This is a genomic window from Paenibacillus tyrphae (assembly GCF_024158745.1).
GTDB classification, from domain to species: Bacteria; Bacillota; Bacilli; order Paenibacillales; family NBRC-103111; genus Paenibacillus_G; species Paenibacillus_G tyrfis_A.
Genome location: NZ_JAMZAW010000001.1, coordinates 520,894 through 540,283, shown reverse-complemented (window position 1 = coordinate 540,283; position 19,390 = coordinate 520,894). Strand labels below are relative to the sequence as shown.

General features: G+C 56.0%; 12 protein-coding genes. 11 read left to right on the top strand and 1 reads right to left on the bottom strand.

Annotation, left to right across the window (positions count from 1 at the left end; genetic code table 11):
* The first annotated feature begins 83 nt into the window (after positions 1-83).
* From NI000_RS02405 to NI000_RS02380, 6 genes are all read left to right on the top strand, one after another.
* Positions 84-1,649, top strand: coding sequence for an extracellular solute-binding protein (locus NI000_RS02405; protein ID WP_253407344.1), 1,566 nt, complete (start codon positions 84-86; stop codon positions 1,647-1,649).
* A gap of 345 nt (positions 1,650-1,994) precedes the next feature.
* Positions 1,995-3,032 carry a response regulator transcription factor gene (locus NI000_RS02400; protein WP_253407341.1) on the top strand — a complete coding sequence of 346 codons (1,038 nt, stop codon included), beginning with the start codon at positions 1,995-1,997 and terminating at the stop codon, positions 3,030-3,032.
* The gene (locus tag NI000_RS02395; RefSeq protein ID WP_253407339.1) at positions 3,032-4,897 is read left to right on the top strand and encodes a cache domain-containing sensor histidine kinase; all 1,866 of its coding nucleotides are present in this window, start codon (positions 3,032-3,034) and stop codon (positions 4,895-4,897) included. Before NI000_RS02400 ends, NI000_RS02395 begins: the two co-directional genes overlap by 1 nt.
* 33 nt (positions 4,898-4,930) lie before the next feature.
* Positions 4,931-5,698: an SDR family NAD(P)-dependent oxidoreductase gene (locus NI000_RS02390; protein ID WP_253407337.1), complete on the top strand. Its 768-nt coding sequence runs from the start codon at positions 4,931-4,933 to the stop codon at positions 5,696-5,698.
* Entirely contained in the window at positions 5,695-7,827 is a 2,133-nt protein-coding gene (locus NI000_RS02385; RefSeq protein WP_253407335.1) for a heparinase II/III domain-containing protein, read from the top strand. Before NI000_RS02390 ends, NI000_RS02385 begins: the two co-directional genes overlap by 4 nt.
* On the top strand, positions 7,820-10,129 hold the full coding sequence (locus tag NI000_RS02380; RefSeq protein ID WP_253407331.1) for a DUF4962 domain-containing protein: 2,310 nt from the start codon (positions 7,820-7,822) through the stop codon (positions 10,127-10,129). The genes NI000_RS02385 and NI000_RS02380 overlap by 8 nt, the downstream gene beginning before the upstream one ends.
* On the opposite strand, the gene NI000_RS02375 is transcribed toward NI000_RS02380, so the two are convergent.
* The gene (locus NI000_RS02375; protein ID WP_253407330.1) at positions 10,126-10,353 is read right to left on the bottom strand and encodes a hypothetical protein; all 228 of its coding nucleotides are present in this window, start codon (positions 10,351-10,353) and stop codon (positions 10,126-10,128) included. The two genes, NI000_RS02380 and NI000_RS02375, sit on opposite strands and share 4 nt — an antisense overlap.
* Positions 10,354-10,583: 230 nt before the next feature.
* On the opposite strand from NI000_RS02375, the gene NI000_RS02370 reads away from it, so the two are divergent.
* The 5 genes from NI000_RS02370 (at position 10,584) to NI000_RS36900 (ending at position 19,384) form a co-directional block, all read left to right on the top strand.
* A complete protein-coding gene (locus tag NI000_RS02370; RefSeq protein ID WP_253407329.1) occupies positions 10,584-10,928 on the top strand; it encodes a hypothetical protein in 345 nt (114 codons plus the stop codon).
* 96 nt (positions 10,929-11,024) lie between these two features.
* The gene (gene ectB / locus NI000_RS02365; RefSeq protein ID WP_253407428.1) at positions 11,025-12,305 is read left to right on the top strand and encodes a diaminobutyrate--2-oxoglutarate transaminase; all 1,281 of its coding nucleotides are present in this window, start codon (positions 11,025-11,027) and stop codon (positions 12,303-12,305) included.
* Positions 12,306-12,372: 67 nt separating this feature from the next.
* Positions 12,373-13,941, top strand: a complete 1,569-nt coding sequence (locus NI000_RS02360) for an esterase/lipase family protein (protein WP_253407327.1) — start codon at positions 12,373-12,375, stop codon at positions 13,939-13,941.
* Between the two features lie 9 nt (positions 13,942-13,950).
* A complete protein-coding gene (locus NI000_RS02355) occupies positions 13,951-14,685 on the top strand; it encodes a 4'-phosphopantetheinyl transferase family protein (protein WP_253407325.1) in 735 nt (244 codons plus the stop codon).
* Between the two features lie 172 nt (positions 14,686-14,857).
* Entirely contained in the window at positions 14,858-19,384 is a 4,527-nt protein-coding gene (locus NI000_RS36900; RefSeq protein ID WP_253407324.1) for a non-ribosomal peptide synthetase, read from the top strand.
* Positions 19,385-19,390 lie beyond the last annotated feature (6 nt).

Below are 19,390 nucleotides of genomic sequence, written 5' to 3'. Positions count from 1 at the left end.
GTCATAGGCTATACTTGGAAAGAGGCGTCCTTTTACACTAAATACAATCGCTCCATATCATTTCTCCGAAAAGAGGGGTACGTATGAAGAAATGGATGAAGGTCGGGCTTGCCTCGGCCGCAGCTGTGAGCATGCTGACCGCCTGCGCCAAGACGTCGGAGCCTCCGGCGGCGGAAGGAACCGGTAATCCAAACGAAAAGGCGAAATTTTCCATCTCGATGAGAACGCTCGCCTTCAATCACGTGGAGAAGTCGCCCAACATCAACGAAGACAAATGGGTGAAAAAGCTGGAGGAGCTGACCAACACGGATCTGAACATCGTGCTCGTGCCGCACAAGGAATTCGAGCAAAAGATGATCCAAATGTTCGCCACCAACGACATACCCGATGTCGTACAGGGCAGCGGCGGCGTAGCGGGCAAGGAGATGGCCGGCTCCGTTCAGGCGGGCGTCTTCCTGCCTCTGGACGATCTGCTGCAAAAGCACGGGCAAAACCTGTTGAAAAAAATTCCGAAGGACGCCTGGCAGAAAGAGACGTACCAGGGCAAAATTTACGCGATCCCCGAGTTCCTCTCGAACCCTTCGCGCCGCGCAACCGCGATCCGCAAGGATCTGCTAGACAAAGCGGGACTGCCGGTGCCGAAGACGGTCGACGAATACTTGAACGTGCTGCGGAAGTTCAAGGAGCTGGGAGTCGAACAGCCATATCAGGGCCGCGAAAACTTCAAATATGCGGATACGTTCTTCGGCGCCTTCGACGCATTTCCTTACCTCTCTATGCATATGCAGCAGGGCGATCAAATCGTGCCGAAGTTTTTCAACGTCGATAACATGACGAAGGCGCTGCAAACGTACAAAACGATGTTCGACGAAGGCCTGATCTCCAAGGAGTTTGCAACGATCAACCCGACCGTTTACAAAAACAATATTTTGGCCGGCAAGGCGGGCATGTGGGCGATGAACGCCAATGAAGTGCTGCAGTGGGAGAAGCAGCTGCAGGCGAACGTCCCGACCGCCAAGGTCGAGCTGATTCCGTCGCCGGTCGGTCCGGACGGCAAGGGCGGCTACTACTTGTACAACTCCGTCACCCGCGCTTGGTTCATCAATAAAAAGGTGAAAAATCCGGAGGCGATCATCAAATTTTTCGATTGGATGCTGTCGGACGAGGCGGAGAAGTTCTTTACGTTCGGCATCGAAGGGGAGACCTACAAGACGGTGGACGGCAAGATCGAATACAAATCGCCGACGGACCCGCAAGGGGTGGACGAAGAGCGCTACCGCCAAGCGTTCCTGTGGATGGTGCAGGATACGAAGTACAACAAAGGCACACTTAGCCTGACGCCGGAAGGGCAGAAATTGATTGGCATCTATGATACAATGTTGGCAAACGAAGGACGCGACGGCATTCAATTCGAGCCGCGTTTAGAAGCGTACATCAAAAATCCGGACATTTCGTCGGAATCCGATTTTGCCGCTCCGGTGCTGCTCCAGCATATGGTCAAAATGGTCTACGGCAAGGAGACGATCTCCGATTGGCCGAAGGTCATCGAGGAGTGGAAATCGAAGGGCGGCAGCGACGTCGTTAAGGAAGCGACCGAGAAGTTCAAAAGCAAAGATCCGAACGTGACGATCTCGATGCCGCGCCGTTAATTGCGTCACTTCCATAATAGTACGGTTGAAATGTAAGCGTTTATACTCCTCCGCCTTGCGTCTTGCAAGGCCGTGAGGAATAAATATTATATCCCTTTTCGCGGCGAGAAAAGGCGGTTCGTGAGTGGTCGAGGTGCGGTGTCCTGCCGGAGGGCATGTATCGTTTCGCGGCGAGTTTTTTGTTCCGATCCCTTCATCTGAAATCTTTAATCTAATCCGGGGATCGGAATAAAACGTGTCTGAGTTGAAGCGTAACGATACATGCCCGGCGCCACAGTTACATCGAACGTTCTGCCTAACATCCTTTTCTCTCCACGACCCCTCCCTTTGAAAGGAGCGTTCACCATGTACCGAATCTTGATCGCAGATGACGAGCCGATGATTCGCAAAGGCCTGCAAAAGCTGGTGGAGCAATCTGGTCTGCCCATAACGAACATTCGCACGGCCGAGAACGGCATGGATGCGCTGCAGCGGATTCGCGAAGAACGCCCCGATTTTTTGTTTACGGACATCCGGATGCCGAAGCTGGATGGGCTGGAGCTGTGCCGGCATGTGGCTGAGATGGACGCGGATATCCAGATTGTCGTCGTCTCTGGCTATAACGATTTTGAATACGCGCAGAAAAGCGTATCTTACGGCGTGAAGGAATACTTGCTGAAGCCGGTCACCATCAAAGGGTTTCAGGAGGTACTGGAGAAGCTCGTACGCTTTAGCGCTAGGCAGCGCTCCGAGACGTTCGTTCCCGTGACCCGGCTGGAAACGTGGGCGGTCAAGCTGGATGAGGCCGTGTGGCTGCTGCAGGAGCAGGAGCTGCGGGCCGTATTGGCGGAGATGCGCAGCGAACTGGACGGCTTCGGGCTGAAGCCGAGCCGGCTGTGCGATGTGCTTGACGAGCTGCACGTTTTGCTGCTGAGCCGGATCAACAAACGGGACGTATTCACGCTGAGCGTCGGCTTGGAGCTGGCGGACGTTTCGGAGAAGGAGGAGGCGTGGCGGCGGTTTGACGGGAGCGTCCGCGCCTTGTGCGAGGAGCTTAGGCATAAGCGCAGGGGCAGACGCAAGGATCCGGTCGAGGAGGCGAAGCAGTACATCGAGGATCATCTGGCCGAGGAGGTTTCGCTGGAAGAGGTGGCGGAGCACATCGGCTTGAACGCCTCGTATTTCAGCCAGCTATTCAAGCATTCGACGCAGGAAACGTTCGTTCAATACCGGACCCGCAGGCGGATGGAAAAGGCGAAGAAGCTGCTTCAGAAGCCGCATTACCGGATTACGGATATCTCGGGCGAGGTCGGGTACGCCGACCATCCGCATTTTACGAAGACGTTCAAGAAATACGCCGGATGCCTTCCATCCGAGTACCGGCAAAAGATGGGCATTGAATAATGAAGCGAAAAACGCTGTCCGGCCAAATTTACGTCTATTTTCTCATTGTGATTGCCGTCTCTTTGATTACCGTTGGCGTCGTTTCGTACGTGCAGTCTTCCAAAGAGCTGGACCGCCAGGCCGAGCAGTACATGGAGCAAATCGTCGACAGCGCGGCATACCAGACGGATATTTATTTGCAGACGTACGAACTGCTGAGCAATTCGTTCACTTCGAATTCCGACGTCCGGTCGTTCATGGAAATTGCGTCTGACGATGGCTACGGGTATTACTACTACTCCACGCAGATTAAGAAGTTCGCGTCGAATTCCGTGCAATCGATCGCAGCGCTGTACAAGCAGCTAAACATGATTTATGTCGTCGGGCAGCACCGGCGTTCCGTCATCTATGATAACCAGAACTTGATTTTTCTGGATCCTGCGGAATATAGGAGCAAGTTCGAATACATTATGACCAATACCCCCGACGACGGGCAGACGGTTCTGCTGAACATGAGCCTGCGGTCGGAGGACCGGGGGACCGTCGTCACGATGGCGCGAAAAGTGCGCGATTCCGCTTACAATGATGCAAATCGCGGGGTTGTTGCCATCGAGTTCAAGCTCGCCGAGCTGGCGAAAATATGGCAGCGCGCGAATGTTGGAAAAGATGGATATTTCTTTATTATCAATGGTAAAGGAGAATTTATTTACCATCCGACTTTGCCGCTGAAGGATGCAAAGCTGGAACCGGAGCTGTTCCGGCATATGGAGCAGAGCGCGGGAAAATCGGTCATCGATCACTATGAGGGACAGGAGCGGCTGTTTGTCTCCAGAGGTTCGAGCTATTCGGACTGGAGGCTCGTCGCTTCTATTCCGGTACAGGAGCTTCGGCGTCCGGCGTCCACGATCCGCACCACGACGCTCAGCGTCGGGCTGCTGACGCTGATTGCCGCTCTGTGGCTCGCCTACCGTTTCGGCCGTTCCATCGTCGCACCGATTCGCGAGCTGAAAGAAAGCATGCGGCAAACGGAGAAAGGGAACTGGCAGCACATCGACGAGATCGGACGGACGGACGAGATCGGCGGATTGATTCACAGCTACAACCTGATGGTGACGCGGCTTTCGGAGATGATCGAGAAAGTATACGAAGCCGAGCTGCAGCAGCAAAAAAATGCGCTAGAGCTTGGTCAGGCGGAATTGGAGCGGCAGCGTGCGGAATTTCAATCGCTTCAGCTTCAGATCAATCCGCATTTTCTGTACAACACGCTGGAAACGATCAACTGCTATGCCATCGTCCAGGACTCGTACGAAATTACCGAGATGGTGGAAGCGATGGCCTTCATGCTGCGCTATTCGATCCAAACCAATCTGGAAGAAATCACCGTGGCCAACGAACTGAACCACGTGCGCAATTACATGATCGTACTGCGGCATCGGATCGGCCGGGAATTCGAGATCGACGTCGTCATTCCGCCAGCGCTGCTGCTGGAAAACATGGTGCGCTTGACGCTACAGCCGCTTATCGAAAATATTTTTCAGCATGCGTTTCCTAGCGGATTCGAGCCGCACCATTACATCCGCATCGATGCGCGCAAGCAGGGCGGGCTGTTCCAGGTGTCCGTGGAGGACAATGGAGCGGGCATCGAGCCCGACCGGTTGGAAGAACTGCGCAGACGGCTGAAGCAAAACCGGCTTGCCGACGAGCACGAGGGCGGGCGGCAGCGCGGGGGGATCGGACTGATGAACGTTCACCGGCGCATCCAGATGGTGTTCGGGGAACAATACGGCCTGTCGATTGAAAGCGAACGGGGCCGCGGCAGCCGCATTACGATGACGATGCCGGAAACGTCGGCACCGGCGCTGCGCTCCATTAAAGATCCTGCTTAACCTTAATATTTCATGGATGCGGAGGAGATTCATATGAACATCGATTTGACGGGAAAAGTAGCATTGGTTACGGGCTCTAACGCAGGGATCGGCCGTGCGATTGCGGTCGCGCTTGCTGCGAGCGGCGCCAAGGTAGGGGTCAACTGCTTGCGCAACGTGGCGCAGGGGGAAGAGACGGTTGCCGCCATCCGGGCGGCCGGAGGCGAAGCAGTGCTCGTCCAGGCCGATGTGACGGACGGTGCGGAGATCGACCGTCTCGTATCCGAGGTCGAGCGGGCGTTTGGCGGAACAGTCGATATCTTGGTCAACAACGCCGGCCATCTGGTGAAGCGCCAGCCGAACATCGACATGACCGAACAATTGTATCAGCAGATCATGGATGTGAATCTGAAAAGCACGGTATTCATGTGCAAGCGCGTCCTTCCGGGCATGAAGGCGAAAGGGGCGGGCCGCATTATTAATATGTCGTCCGTTGCCGCCCATAACGGAGGCGGACCGGGTTCAAGCATTTATGCCGCAAGCAAGGCGGCCGTATCGGCTTATTCCAAAGGACTCGCCAAGGAAGCGGCGCCCAGCGGCATCACGGTCAATCTCGTGTCTCCCGGCTTTATCGGCAACACGATGTTCCATGCCACCTTTACGACGGACGAAACGCGCAAAGCGACGGTTACCGGAATTCCGCTGCAGCGGGAAGGGACGCCGGAGGATGTGGCAGGCGCCGTCCTGTATCTGGCCTCCGATCTGGCCTCTTATTTGACCGGCGAAACGATCGAGATCAACGGCGGGATGTTGATGCGATGAGTACGGGTATCCGGCATAAAACGGAGAAGCACGCCTGGGGGCGGCGGGTGCTGGCCGAGCTCAAGGAGGAGCTGGATCGGCTGGAAGCGGCAGGCAGCTTGCATATTCCCGTGGAGCCGGGCGGCTGGTGGCACCAATACGTGTGCCCCCGTCACCATGCGGAGCTGCTGTTCGATCCCGCCGAACGGGATGCGCAGTCGTTCCGTTGCCCGCACGGCTGCCTGATCGAAGGCGAAGCGTACCGCGGGGCTTGGCTGGTGTTCAAACACCTGTCCTTGGCCCGCGCCGCGCTTCAAGCGGCGTCGGTCTATGCGGCTTCGCGCGAAGCGGCCTATGCGCTGCTGGCGAAGCGGATCATTGTCGGGTATGCGCGCCAGTTTCCCGACTACCCGGTGCATCCGGACGCCCAGCCGTGGATGCTGAAAGGCCGGGCGTTTCACCAGGCGCTGACGGAAGCGATCTGGTCGACGACGCTGCTTCGCGCCTGCTTGCTGTTAAGCGACGAAGGCGTGACTTGGACGGGGCCCGAGCGTGAGGCGATCGACGGCTATTTGCGGTTGCTTGAGGCAAGTATGACGGAGTACCGCCGCATTTTGATTCACGAACGGGGCAATGCCGAGAACAATTACACGGCTTGGCTTAACGCTTCGCTTTCGTGCGTCCACGCGGTGAAGAATGATCGAAGCGGATTGCTTGCCCTGATCGCGGGCGAAGGGGGGTGGAAGCATCATTTGTCCATCGGCGTCAAGCCGGACCAGCTGGAGTTCGAAGGCAGTACGTACTATCACGTGTTCGTCCTGCGGGCGTACCTGATCTCGGCGGAAATGGCGGAGCGTTTCGGCATCGATTTATATGACGTCGAAGGGACGGCGGGTCAATCGATGTCGGGCATGTTCGACGTGCTGGCTGCGCTTGCCGACGACCGGGGCGTGCTGCCCGCCTTGCATGACGGCCCGATGGAGCGGCTGCCCTATGCCAGAGAAATCGCCGAGATTATGGAGATCGGCCTGAGCCGGTACCGTCAGCCGGGGATCGTTCCGGTCCTGCGCGAAGCGTACCGGCAGATGGGCGGTCCGGACGGCGCGCGCTGCCAGCTTGAGGCGCTGCTGTACGGCGAAGGCGAAGAGCCTGCGGCACGCCGGTTCGTCGAAAGGGCCGCAGTGGGAACGAATGGGGCGGACGGTGCTTGCGGTCAAGAAACGGGGCTGCGGCGGGGCTCCAGATTGCTCCGCGATTCCGGTTTCGTCGTGGGCCGGAGGGCGTCGAACGCGTTGTCGTTTTTGGCTGACTTCGGTCCGCACGGAGGCTCTCACGGCCATTACGACAAGCTTCATCTGACGATGATGCACCGGGAGACTGCGTTTACACCGGAGTTCGGCATGGTGCCTTACGGGTCGGAGCTCCGCAAGCAGTGGTTCGCCGAAACGGCAAGCCATAACACCGTATCGCTCGGCGGAGCGTCGCAGACGGCCCACACCGGAAGCTGCCTCCGGTTCGAAGAGACAGCGGTCCATACGTACGTATGGCTGCGGTCGGAAGGCGCGTATCCGGGCTGCCGGATGGACCGGCACCTGCTGCTGACCGATCAATGGCTGCTGGACTGGTTCGAGGTAACGGCAGGGGAAGAGGCGTCGATCGAATGGTGGATGCACCCGGTCGTGGTGGCTGAAGAAGAAGCGGACCGTACCGGCATTGAGACTGGCCCAGAGCGAGCGCCGGATGACGGCGTCTTCTACCCGCTGGCGATCGAAGGCGAGTGGCAGCGTCTGCCCGTCGTTAAGCGTTACGAGGCTGCGGCTCCCGTCGGCTCAGCGAGGGAGCTGAGGCTGTCGTACAAGGCGCCCGGAGGCGGGCGGATTTATCATACGGCGCTGCTTCAGCCGGGAGACGAAGCCTATGCCGTACGGACTCCGGGCACCAGCGTCGACCCGAGCCTGCCGCTAACCGCTTTGCTTCATTGCCGGCATGGCCGCAGCGCGCGCTTTGTTCACGTGTACAGCGCCGAAGAACGGATGGCCTTGAAGGAGTCTCCCTCTGGCGCAGTTCAAGTGGTATCGGCAGGGGGAATTCGCACCTGCGAGCTTACGGAGCAGGGACTAGCCGTCATAGGAGGAGAGCGCCATGAGTAGCCTGTCACCGTTATACGAGCCGCAGAGCGGGGTTTTGACCGTGCAGTACGCGCCGGACGAACAGACCGTCCTTACCGAAAATCCGCCCAGGTTTACTTGGATTCCGGCGCAATTGGAGCATGACCGGTACGTGCTGCAAATTTCCCGCAGCGCCGCGTTTGCGGAGGAGGAAACGGAGACGGTCGGGCCGGTTCCGTATAATCTGTATACGCCGGACCGTCCGCTGGAGCCGGGCACGTATTACTGGCGGTATGCGCTGCTGACGGACGATGAAGCGGGCCGCACGGTCTGGAGCCGGGTACGGCGCTTCGCCGTGCCCGAAGGGCTGCCCGAGACGCCGCTACCCTCGCCGGACCGCCGCTATGCGCAAGCCTCGGCGGCACATCCGCGGCTGTGGCTGCAGGCTTCCGAGCTGCCGGACTTCCGCCGCAGGGTCAGGGAGGACCCGTCCTATTGCGGCTGGGAGACGTTCTACGAGCGATCCGTCCAGCCTTGGATCGGGCGCGAGCTTATTGCGGAGCCGCAGCCGTATCCGGACCACAAAAGGGTCGCGAGCCTGTGGCGGAACATGTACCTGGATTGTCAGGAAGCGCTGTACGCGATCCGGCATTTGGCCGTAGCCGGCATCGTGCTGGAGGATGAGGCGCTCATCAGGCGAGCGAAGCTGTGGCTGCTGCATGTAGCCGGTTGGAATCCCGAAGGAACGACCTCGCGCGATTACAACGACGAAGCGTCGTTTCGGGTAGCGGGCGCGCTTGCCTGGGGCTATGACTGGCTGTATGACGCGTTGAGTGAAACGGAGCGCGAGCTTGTCCGCGGTTCGCTGCTTACGCGAACGGGACTTGTGGCGTATCATGTGATGGAGCGGTCCAAAATCCATCACGTGCCGTTCGACAGTCACGCGGTACGCTCGTTATCCAGCGTGATGGTTCCGTGCTGCATCGCCTTGTTGGGTGAGGAGCCGAAGGCGCAGGAATGGCTCGATTATACGCTTGAGTATTACGCGAACCTGTACACGCCGTGGGGAGGCGCGGACGGCGGTTGGGCGGAAGGTCCGATGTACTGGACGACCGGCATGGCGTTTGTGACGGAAGCGTTCAATCTGCTCAAAAACTATACCGGCATCGATTTTTACCGCCGCCCGTTTTTCGCCAAAACCGGCGATTTTCCGTTGTACTGCTTCAGTCCGGATACGCTGCGCGCCAGCTTCGGCGACCAGTCCACGCTCGGCGATCCCGTCAGCTTGAAGACCGCTTTCAACATCCGCCAGTTTGCCGGAGTGACCGGGAGCGGTCTGTATCAGTGGTATTTCGAGCGGGTTAAGGAGATTGATACGGACTCGGAAATGAAATTTTACAATTACGGCTGGTGGGATTTCCGGTTCGACGAAATGGTGTACCGACACGATTATCCGGCGATCGAGCCGACTCCGCCAATGGAAGCGTCGATCGAGCCGGTCAAATGGTTCCGGGATGTCGGCTGGGTCGCTTTCCATGGGAACATGTCCGACCCGGAGCGCCATATCATGCTGCTATCGAAAAGCAGCAAGTACGGTTCCGTCAGCCACAGCCACGGCGATCAAAACGGCTTCCTGCTGCATGCCTACGGCGAGCCGCTTGCGATCGAGAGCGGCCATTACGTCGCTTTCGGCAGCACGATGCACCGGAACTGGCGGAGACAGACGCGCTCCACCAACAATATTCTCGTGGACGGGCTCGGCCAATACGCCGGAACGGATAAAGTGCTGGCGATGGCGGCCTCCGGCATCGTCGAGGCGGCAGAGCAGCGGGACGGTTACGGCTATTCCTGCTGCAATGCGACGGCGGCCTACCGGCATCACGTCCCTTACTTGAAGCGCTATGTCCGCGAGCTGTACTTTTTCGGGAAGTCGTTCGTCGTTGTCGCGGATCTGATCGATCTGGAGCGGCCCGGCCGCATTGAGTGGCTGTTTCATACGCTGTACGAGATGAAGCTGTCCGGACAATCGTTTAAGGTGCAGGGCCGCAAAGCGGATATGGACGGACGATTCGTCTACTGTTCGTCCGGCGAGCTGGAGCTGACGCAGCACAACGAATTTACGGACGTCGATCCGTCTGAGTACGAAGGGCTGCAGGTCCACTGGCACTTGAAAGCGGCGACGAAGGAAGCGCGCAGCCATCGGCTCGTCACCCTGCTGGTGCCCGTCAAGCACGGCGAACCGAAGTACGTCTCGTATTTTCTGGACGATCAGGACCACGGTGTCCATCTGTACTTTACGGAGGACGGGGTAACCCGGAAGGTCGAGGTGCCGAAGGCATATTAAACCTCTGGATGATAACCACCGGCCAACAATTCAAAAAGCTGCCGAAAAGGATAGCGCACTATCCCTTCGGCAGCTTTTTTTGCGTTAAAAAATGTTAAGTATTTGAAAAAATGCTCTCCGAGCCTGTCAGCTGTATACGAAAAAAACAGATAGTCAATTGGCCGTTTTTTCTTTTTTGGCTGCTGGAAACCAGATAATCTACATATTTCGTCATCAATCGACAAAATTTTGGAACAAAAATGTCGAATTCTCTGAATCGGCTTTATTAAACGTTTGTAAAAATGTCTAATTTTTGAACAAAAGTTTATAATTGATTACAAAATAGGACTTTACTACCATGTTATCTTAGCCTAATAATTGTATATAATTAGCAGGTGTTGGTTATTTTGTAATCACATAGAAGGGGGTGACGACCGGATGTTCTCACGAAGGCCTTCTTGGATTTTGAATGCCGATGCAAGCTCGCGCACACAACGGAAGACGCCGCAAAACATTTGCCCTTCGTAAACTCCGGGCAGAAAAAAAGCTCCATAAAATGGGAGACCGGTTGCTTAAAATCAACCTGCTCCATCTCAAACATCTTGTTCAACCCACGTTCTGTTCATCGCAGCAAGAAACCGCACCCGCATCATTCCTACACACAAAACCTTACTCTTTAGTTTATCGCATGACCCGTTTTCAGAACAAGCATCGAGTCCTACAGGAAACACCTGAAGGAAGTTTGCAGCATGACGAATCCCTAAACAATCCAGGTTCCGCCCTTGTTGCAGGCGATATTGCCGTTTGCCAGACGCTTTAGAAAGAGGCTACGAACATTAAGAACAACATCGCGGAGGTAAGCCCTTAACTAACTTTACGGAATAAATCATACCTGAGGAGAGATTATGATATGACAGTGAACACATTCGAAGCCTTGGAATCCAATGTTAGATCTTATTGCCGTTCGTTCCCGGACATTTTCGTACGTGCCAAAGGCTCCGTCCTATATGCACAGTCCGGCAAGTCGTATATCGATTTTTTTGCCGGCGCGGGCGCTTTAAATTATGGACATAATAACGACTTTATCAAAGAGCGGCTCATCAGCTATTTGCAATCGGACGGCATCAGCCACGGGCTGGACATGTACACTTCGGCCAAAGAAACGTTTCTGCAGACGTTCTCGGATAAGATTCTGAAGCCACGCGGTCTGAACCACAAGGTTCAATTTTGCGGCCCGACGGGAACCAATGCGGTAGAGGCGGCCTTCAAGCTGGCGAGAAAAGTTAAGGGGCGCACCGGCATATTTGCCTTCATCGGCGCGTTTCACGGCATGTCGCTCGGCAGCTTGGCCGCCACCAGCAGCCTGTATCACCGCGAAGCTGGCGGAGTTCCGCTGCACGACGTGACCTTCATGCCTTTCCCGGCAGGATTTATCGACGGATTGGACACGATCGGATATATGGAGGCCATTCTGACGGACGACCATTCGGGTATCGCCAAACCGGCTGCGATCATCCTCGAAACGATCCAGGCGGAAGGCGGTCTGAACGAAGCTCCGATCGAATGGCTCCGCCAGCTGCGAGATCTGTGCGACCGTCACGACATTTTGCTCATTTGCGACGAAATCCAAGTCGGATGCGGACGGACGGGCCCATTCTTCTCCTTCGAGCGCGCAGGCATCGTTCCCGATCTGGCCGTGCTTTCCAAATCGATCAGCGGTTACGGGCTGCCGATGTCCTTGCTGCTGCTTAAGCCGGAGCTCGACGTCTGGAAGCCGGCGGAGCACAACGGCACATTCCGGGGGAACCAGCTTGCTTTCGTCGGCGCTACGGCCGCTCTCGAATTCCGCGAACAGACCGGATTGGAGGCGGAAACGGAACGCAAAGCGAGATTCGTCGAGCAATTTTTGAAGGAGCAAATTTTGCCGATCGACCCGCGTCTTGCGGTAAGGGGCAGAGGGCTCATCTGGGGAATCGACACGTCGGGCAGCGGGGATGAGACGCTCTCCAAAGCGATTGCCTCGCGCTGCTATGAGCTCGGGCTTATCATCGAGCGAGCGGGACGTAACGATGCGGTTGTCAAGCTGATGCCTGCGCTCACGATTCCGATGGAGGAGCTTGCCAAGGGTTGCGAGATTTTGAAGCAGGCCGTAACGGAATGCTGCGCGTCGAACTTGCTTCAACCGGAATTGGTCTAAGCCCGCAGGCGTAGATCGTAGCGAAAGAGCACTTGGTTCACCATTTTATTGGGGAGGAATGTTATTGATGAATAAAAGAGTTCTGTCGTTGCTGTTCTCATGCCTGCTGCTCTGGGCTGTCGTCGCAGCGCCGGTTTCCGCTGCCGCACCCAACCCGGATTTGTCCGGAGTGCCCGGAACCTGGGCGCGAGGCGCTACACCGAGCAATCTGAATCCGAACTACCCTGTCATTTTGTTCGTACAAGGCTTAACAAGCAACGCAGGAACTTGGTACAACACGAACGATATGTACCAAACGGCTTACAACAACGGGTATCAAACCGCTTTCGTCGAGCTGTACGATTCGGGTGGCCCTTCGAAAAATATGTGGGATAACGGCAAGCTGCTTGCCGATAAAATCGTGGAAATCTCCAAGGCGTTCCCGGGCAAAAAGCTCGTGATTGTCGCCCACAGCAAAGGCGGAGTCGATTCGCAAACGGCTCTCGTGCATTACGGCGCTTATCCGTACGTTTCGAACGTCATTACTTTGGGCAGCCCTCACCACGGGTCGCAGCTCGCCGATTTGGCTTACTCCGACTGGGCGGGATGGCTGGCGGACCTGATCGGTTATAAGACCGAGGGTACCTACTCCATGCAAACGTCGTACATGAACTATTTCCGTTCGATTACCGATACGCATGCCAACGTTTCGAAGAACAAGATTTACACGTTCGCCGGCGACGGCTGGCACGATTCTAGTCCGATTTATCTCCTCGGAGGGCTGTACTTGTCGAAGTTCGGTTCGAACGACGGCGTCGTGACGGTCAGCAGCGCTCATAATCCGAAGGGCACCATGGTGAAGATCGGACCGTGGGACCACAAGGTGGTTCATAACGGCACGCCGATGTTCCCGCTAATCAAGCCTTATTTGACCGCCACAGCCACAACCGGATTGGCGGCGGAGACGGAAAGCAGCGTACAAAGTGCATCGCGGGAAATGAATCCGCTTGAGTCGGTTCAACCCGGCAGCACGCTGATTCGCGGAGGCAAGCATGACAGCACCGCCGTCGAGCGTTTTCTCGTCGAAAACAACGTGCGGAGCATCACGTTCGATTGGATTGCGGATCAACCGGCCGACCGTCTGGAATTGATTGCGCCAAGCGGCGAGAAAAGAACGGTCGACGTCAAGGTGGAGCAGGATCAGGAGCTGTTCAAAAACGGTTGGCACCATACGGCAGTCGTTGCCAAGCCGGAGCAGGGCGAGTGGACGCTGCAGGCGCAATCCAAAAAGCCTGGAGCGCATCTGCTGACGGTTCAATACGATTCGGCTCTTTCCGATTCGCTCAAGCTGACGACCAAAGACAAGCAAAAATTCCGTGTAGAAGCCGACGGCAACGGGGTGTCCTCCAACAAGCTCAACGTTCGTTACAATGTGAGCTTTATCCCTGAGCAAGGCAATCCGGGCAAAAAGCAAATTCAATCGTTGAAAAAACAAGCGGCGGCAGGCGCGAATAACGAATTGGATCTGACGGCGGCCCAAGAGCCGGGCGTTTACCAAACGTCCGTCGAAGTCCAAGGTGTGACGGCACAAGGCGTTCCGTTCGAAAGATCCCTGCTCCGTTCGGTCTATGTCGATAAACAGGGGGGAAGGCACTAACCGACGCCTATGACGATCGAAGTTTACGCAGTCCGGTTATCCGGAGAGCCCGGGGACGGCATCATGCAGCAGCTGTACGATTGCGTATCGGAGGAAAAGCAGGCGAAGGCCGCAAGATTGAAGCAGCCTGCGGACCGATGCAGAACGTTGGTCGGGGAAGCGCTGGCACGGTGGCTCATCGGGCAAAAATGGGGGCTTCGGCCCCCGGATATCCGGTATATCTATAATGCTTACGGAAAGCCGTCTCTGGACGGTTTTCCGAATGTTCATTTCAATGTATCCCACTCCGGCGAATGGGTCGTATGCGCCGTCTCGGAGCAGCCGGTAGGCGTCGATATCGAACAGCAGCAGTACATCGATTTTTCATGGTCCTATCATTATTTCGCCCCCGAAGAGGCATACGATTTGCAGCAGCGTCCGTTTGCGGAGCGGTTATCTTATTTTTACGATCTGTGGACTTTGAAAGAAAGCTTTATTAAACAAAGAGGGGTCGGACTTTCTCTTCCTTTGGACCGTTTCGCGGTCCGGGTCACGTCGGAGGGCAATCCTGTTCTGCTGCACAGCCCGGATTTGAAGGAGTACTGGTTCAAGCAGTATTCTGTGGACGGTCCGTACAAGCTGGCCGTGTGCGGGCATGAGCCCGATTTTACAGAAGAACTGATCGTTCTGCCGTTCGACAAGTTCATGGGCTCGCTGGACTCCTTGCAGCTTGTTCCGCAGGCGGTGCAATCCGGCGAGTATTAACTGTTTTTGAAGGTGCATCTGTTCGTATCATTCCACAACAAAGTAACGATTCGGCGTAGGAAGCTCAGCAGCCGGCGGTCGTTCGCACCTTCTGGCACATCAGAGCGCACCGGCTGCATCCTTAGATTGCGTGGTCTGACTAACGAATTTTCTAGACTAGGGGAGTGTCCATGTGAGCGAGAATACGAATCAACGATTTCCATTAACGCAAGCGCAGCTAAGAATTTGGTACACGGAAATGATGAACCCGGATACCACCTTAAACATGCTCTCTGAATCTTTGAAAATACAGGGAGGCCCCCTTGACGTAGACGTTTTAAAACAGGCGATTTATCATATCATCCGGCAAAATGACGCATTTCGGATCCGGATTGCGTTTGAAAATAACGAGCCGGTGCAGTGGTTCGAGCAGCCTGCGAATATTGTTCCCGAATGCGATTATGCGGAGGTTGACGGCTATGCGGAAGCGGAAGCGTGGACGGATCGTTTCAACCTGATTCCCATCGGCATGTTCGAGCCCCGATTGTATCATATTGTGATTCTGAAAGTTAACGAAAACGAGCATTGGGTCGTTTGCAAATTCAATCATATTATTTTGGATGGCATATCTTCGGATACGATGCTCCATCTGATCATGGAGTATTATATAGAGATTGCAAAAGGCAACGTTCCGGCGCATCGTGCGCAGAGCACTTACCTCGACTACATTCACGCCGATCAGGAATACGAGAAGTCGGACCGTTACCAGAAAGACAAGGAATACTGGCTGGACAAGTTTCGTACCTTGCCCGAGGTCATGGGCGTCAAGTCGTATTCCTCGTATGCCGTGAGCACCGAGGCCAAAAGAAAAAGCGTCGTGCTCAGCGGTACGTTTTACGAGAAATTAAAGGTTTTTAGCGAGCAGCATAACGTCAGTTTGTTTACTTTGTTTTTGGCCGTGCTGTACATCTACCTGTACAAAGCGACCGGAAATGAGGATATCTCGGTCGGCACGATTTTGGCTAACCGGACCTCGAAGAAAGAAAAAGAGACGCTCGGAATGTTCGCAAGCACGGTTGCGGGCCGAATATCGGTCGATCCGGACCAGACGCTGCTTTCCTTGCTGCAATACGTGTCCAAAGAACAGAAGTCGGATCTGCGCCACCAAAAATACCCTTATAACCAGCTCATTCAGGACTTGCGGGAGATTTACCCGAACAAGCAGGAGGTTCAAGATTTATTCCGTGTATCGATGGAGTACTTGCCGCTTCGACATGAGCATTACGATAACCTGAGCGTCCGGCATTACCCTAATTTTGGCGGCCATGAAGCGGGAGATTTTCTCGTGGACGTGTACGATTCCATCGACGATCAACAGATCGATCTGCACGTCAGCTACCGGGCTCAATTGTACGATGACGGCGAAGCGTCCCGGCTGGTCGACCAACTGCTTGCCATTATCACTCAAATCCTGGATCGCCCGGACCAGACGCTTCGCGAGTTGTCGCTGCTGAGCGAAGCCGAGAGAGAAAACATTTTGACCCGCTTCAACCCGCCTGCCGTTGACGATTCGCGGGAGCAGCTGCTGCCTTTGCGCTTTGAAGAGCAGGCGGCGAAGGCGCCAGAGCAGATCGCCGTCGTCGATAAGGACAAGCAATTGACCTACGGGGAGCTGAACGAGCGGGCGAACCGGCTTGCAGATGTACTGAGAGGCCTTGGGATCGGCAGGGAATCGATCGTCGGCATTTTGGCCGACCGTTCGGCGGAAACGCTCGTCGGCGTCATGGCGGTATGGAAAGCGGGAGGCGCCTATGTACCGCTCGATCCCGATTATCCGCAGGACCGCATCCAGTTTATGCTGGAGGATAGCGCTTCGACCGTGCTGCTGACGCAGACGGGGCTTAAAGACCGCGTCCAGGCTTGGCTGAAGCAGGATGCTGCGCTCCAGACCGTGCTTTGCCTTGATGACGAAGCGCTGTATGCCGGCGATCCGGCGAACGTCCCGAACGTGAACGAGCCGGACGATCTGGCCTACGTGATCTATACGTCGGGCACGACGGGCCGCCCGAAGGGCGTCATGATCGAGCACCGCAGCCTGACGAATACGGCGGCCGCCTATCGCCGGGAATACCGGCTTGACGAGTCCCCCGTGCGGTTGCTGCAGCTCGCCAGTTTCTCCTTTGACGTCTTCGTCGGGGACGTGGCGCGAACGCTGTATAACGGCGGGACGATGGTTCTCTGCCCGAAGGAGGATCGCATCGATCCGGCTCGCATGTATGGATGGATTCGCGACTACGGAATTACCGTTTTCGAATCGACGCCGGCGCTGATCGTTCCGTTTATGGACTATGTGGCCGAGAACGGGCTGGAGATGAGCTCGATGAAGCTGCTCATCACGAGCTCGGACAGCTGCAGCGTGTCCGATTACCGGGTGCTGCAGGAGCGCTATGGCTCGCAATTCCGCATTATTAACGCTTACGGCGTCACTGAGGCCGCCATCGATTCCAGCTTCTATGACGAGCCGCTCTCGAAGCTGCCGGATACGGGCAACGTGCCGATCGGCAAAGCGTGGCTGAACGCGAAGTTCTATATCGTCGATCCGCAGATGAAGCCCGTGCCTGTAGGATTTCTCGGCGAATTGTGCATCGGCGGCATCGGAGTGGCGCGCGGATATTTGAACCGTCCCGAGCTGACGGCAGAGAAATTTGTCGATAGCCCGTTCGCGCCGGGAGAGCGTTTGTACCGTACGGGAGATTTGGCCCGCTGGATGGAGGACGGCAACGTAGACTTTATCGGCCGGATCGACTATCAGGTGAAAATTCGCGGTTTCCGCATCGAGCTTGGCGAGATTGAGAGCGCGATGCTGCGTTTCGAGGGCGTTCGGCAGGCCATCGTGGTCGACCGCACGGACGAGCGAGGGCAAAAATATTTGGCGGGCTACGTCGCAGCCGAAGAAACGTTCAAGCTGGACGAGCTCCAAGCTTTCTTGAAGCAAGCCTTGCCTTCGCACATGGTGCCTTCGCGTTTGATGCGGCTGGAGCGGTTACCGTTAACGCCGAATGGCAAGATCGACCGGAAGGCGCTGCCGGTTCCGGACGGGATCGTACAGACCGGAGCGGAGTACGAAGCGCCAAGCACACCGCAGGAAATCAAGCTGGCCGGAATCTGGCAAGACGTGCTCGGCCTGGAGAAGATCGGCTTGAACGATAATTTCTTCGATCTTGGCGGCCATTCGCTGCGCGCGACCATTTTGGCGAGCAAAATACAGAAGGAAATGAATGTGGAGTTTCCGATGCGGGATGTGTTCCGCTTCTCTACGCTGGGGGAAATGGCCCAGGCGGTCGCCCGGATGGAGGAGAGTATTTATGAATCGATCCCGGCGGTTGAGGAACGGGAATATTACCCGGTATCTTCCGCGCAAAAACGGCTTTATATTTTGCGTCAATTGGACGGAGCGGAGCACATTTACAATATGCCCGTCGCGCTGATCATTGACGGACAGCTGGACCACGGGCGCGTGGAGCAAGCTTTTCGCGGGTTGATTGCGCGCCACGAGGCTTTGCGCACGGGCTTCGAGCTGGTGAACGGAGACCCGGTGCAGCGCGTATACCGCGAGGTGGAGTTTGCACTGGAGGTCGGACAGGCGAGCGAGGAGGAAGCCGGAGAGATCATCCAGCAATATGTCCGTCCGTTTGATTTGGAGCGCCCGCCGTTGCTTCGGGCAGGTCTGATTTCGCTCGGCCGGGAACGGCAAATTTTGCTGTTCGACGTGCACCATATCGTTTCCGATGGGATCTCCTTGAACATTTTATTGGACGAGTTGGTCCGGCTGTACCATGGGGAAGAGCTGCCGCCTTTGCGGGTGCAGTACAAGGATTATGCCGTGTGGCAGCAGTCCGATGCGAAGCGAGAACGGATGAAACGGCAGGAGGCGTATTGGACGAGCGTATTGGACGGCGAGCTTCCCGTGCTGGAGCTGCCGACGGACTACGCAAGACCGTCCGAGCGCAGCTATGAGGGGGATGAGCTTCGGTTTGTCATGGACAAAGCGAAGGCCGAACGACTGCTGCAAATCGCCGAGGATACCGGAGCTACGTTATATATGCTGCTGCTGGCGGCCTATACGATCTTGCTGCACAAATATTCGGGGCAGGAGGACGTGATCGTCGGTACGCCGATCGCGGGCAGAACGCATGCCGATGTGGAGCCGATCGTCGGAATGTTCGTCAATTCGCTCGCCATCCGCAGCTATCCGGCGGGCGACAAGCCGTTACTCTCCTATATCGAGGAGATCAAGGAAACGACGCTTCAAGCCTTCGAAAGTCAGGATTATCCGCTGGAGGAGCTGCTCGAAAAAGTTCAGGTCACGTGGGATCAGGGGCGGAATCCACTGTTCGATACGATGTTCGTGCTGCAAAATGCAGACGACCAAATCACGCATTTCGGCGAGCTTCCTGCAGAAGCCTATGCGTTCAAGCACACAATCGCCAAGTTCGACCTGACCTTGGAAATTACGCTGGAAAACGACGGGTTGAACGGTCTTTTTGAATACTGCACGAAACTGTTTACGCAAAATATGATCGACAATTTCGCTCAAGATTTTGTGGAAATCCTTTCCCAAATTTGCGAACGCCCCTATACCCTGATCAAGGACATTGCATTAAGCGGAAACGCGGAACAGGAGGAGATTTCGGCCGAGGCTATCGATTTTGTATTCTGACAAACC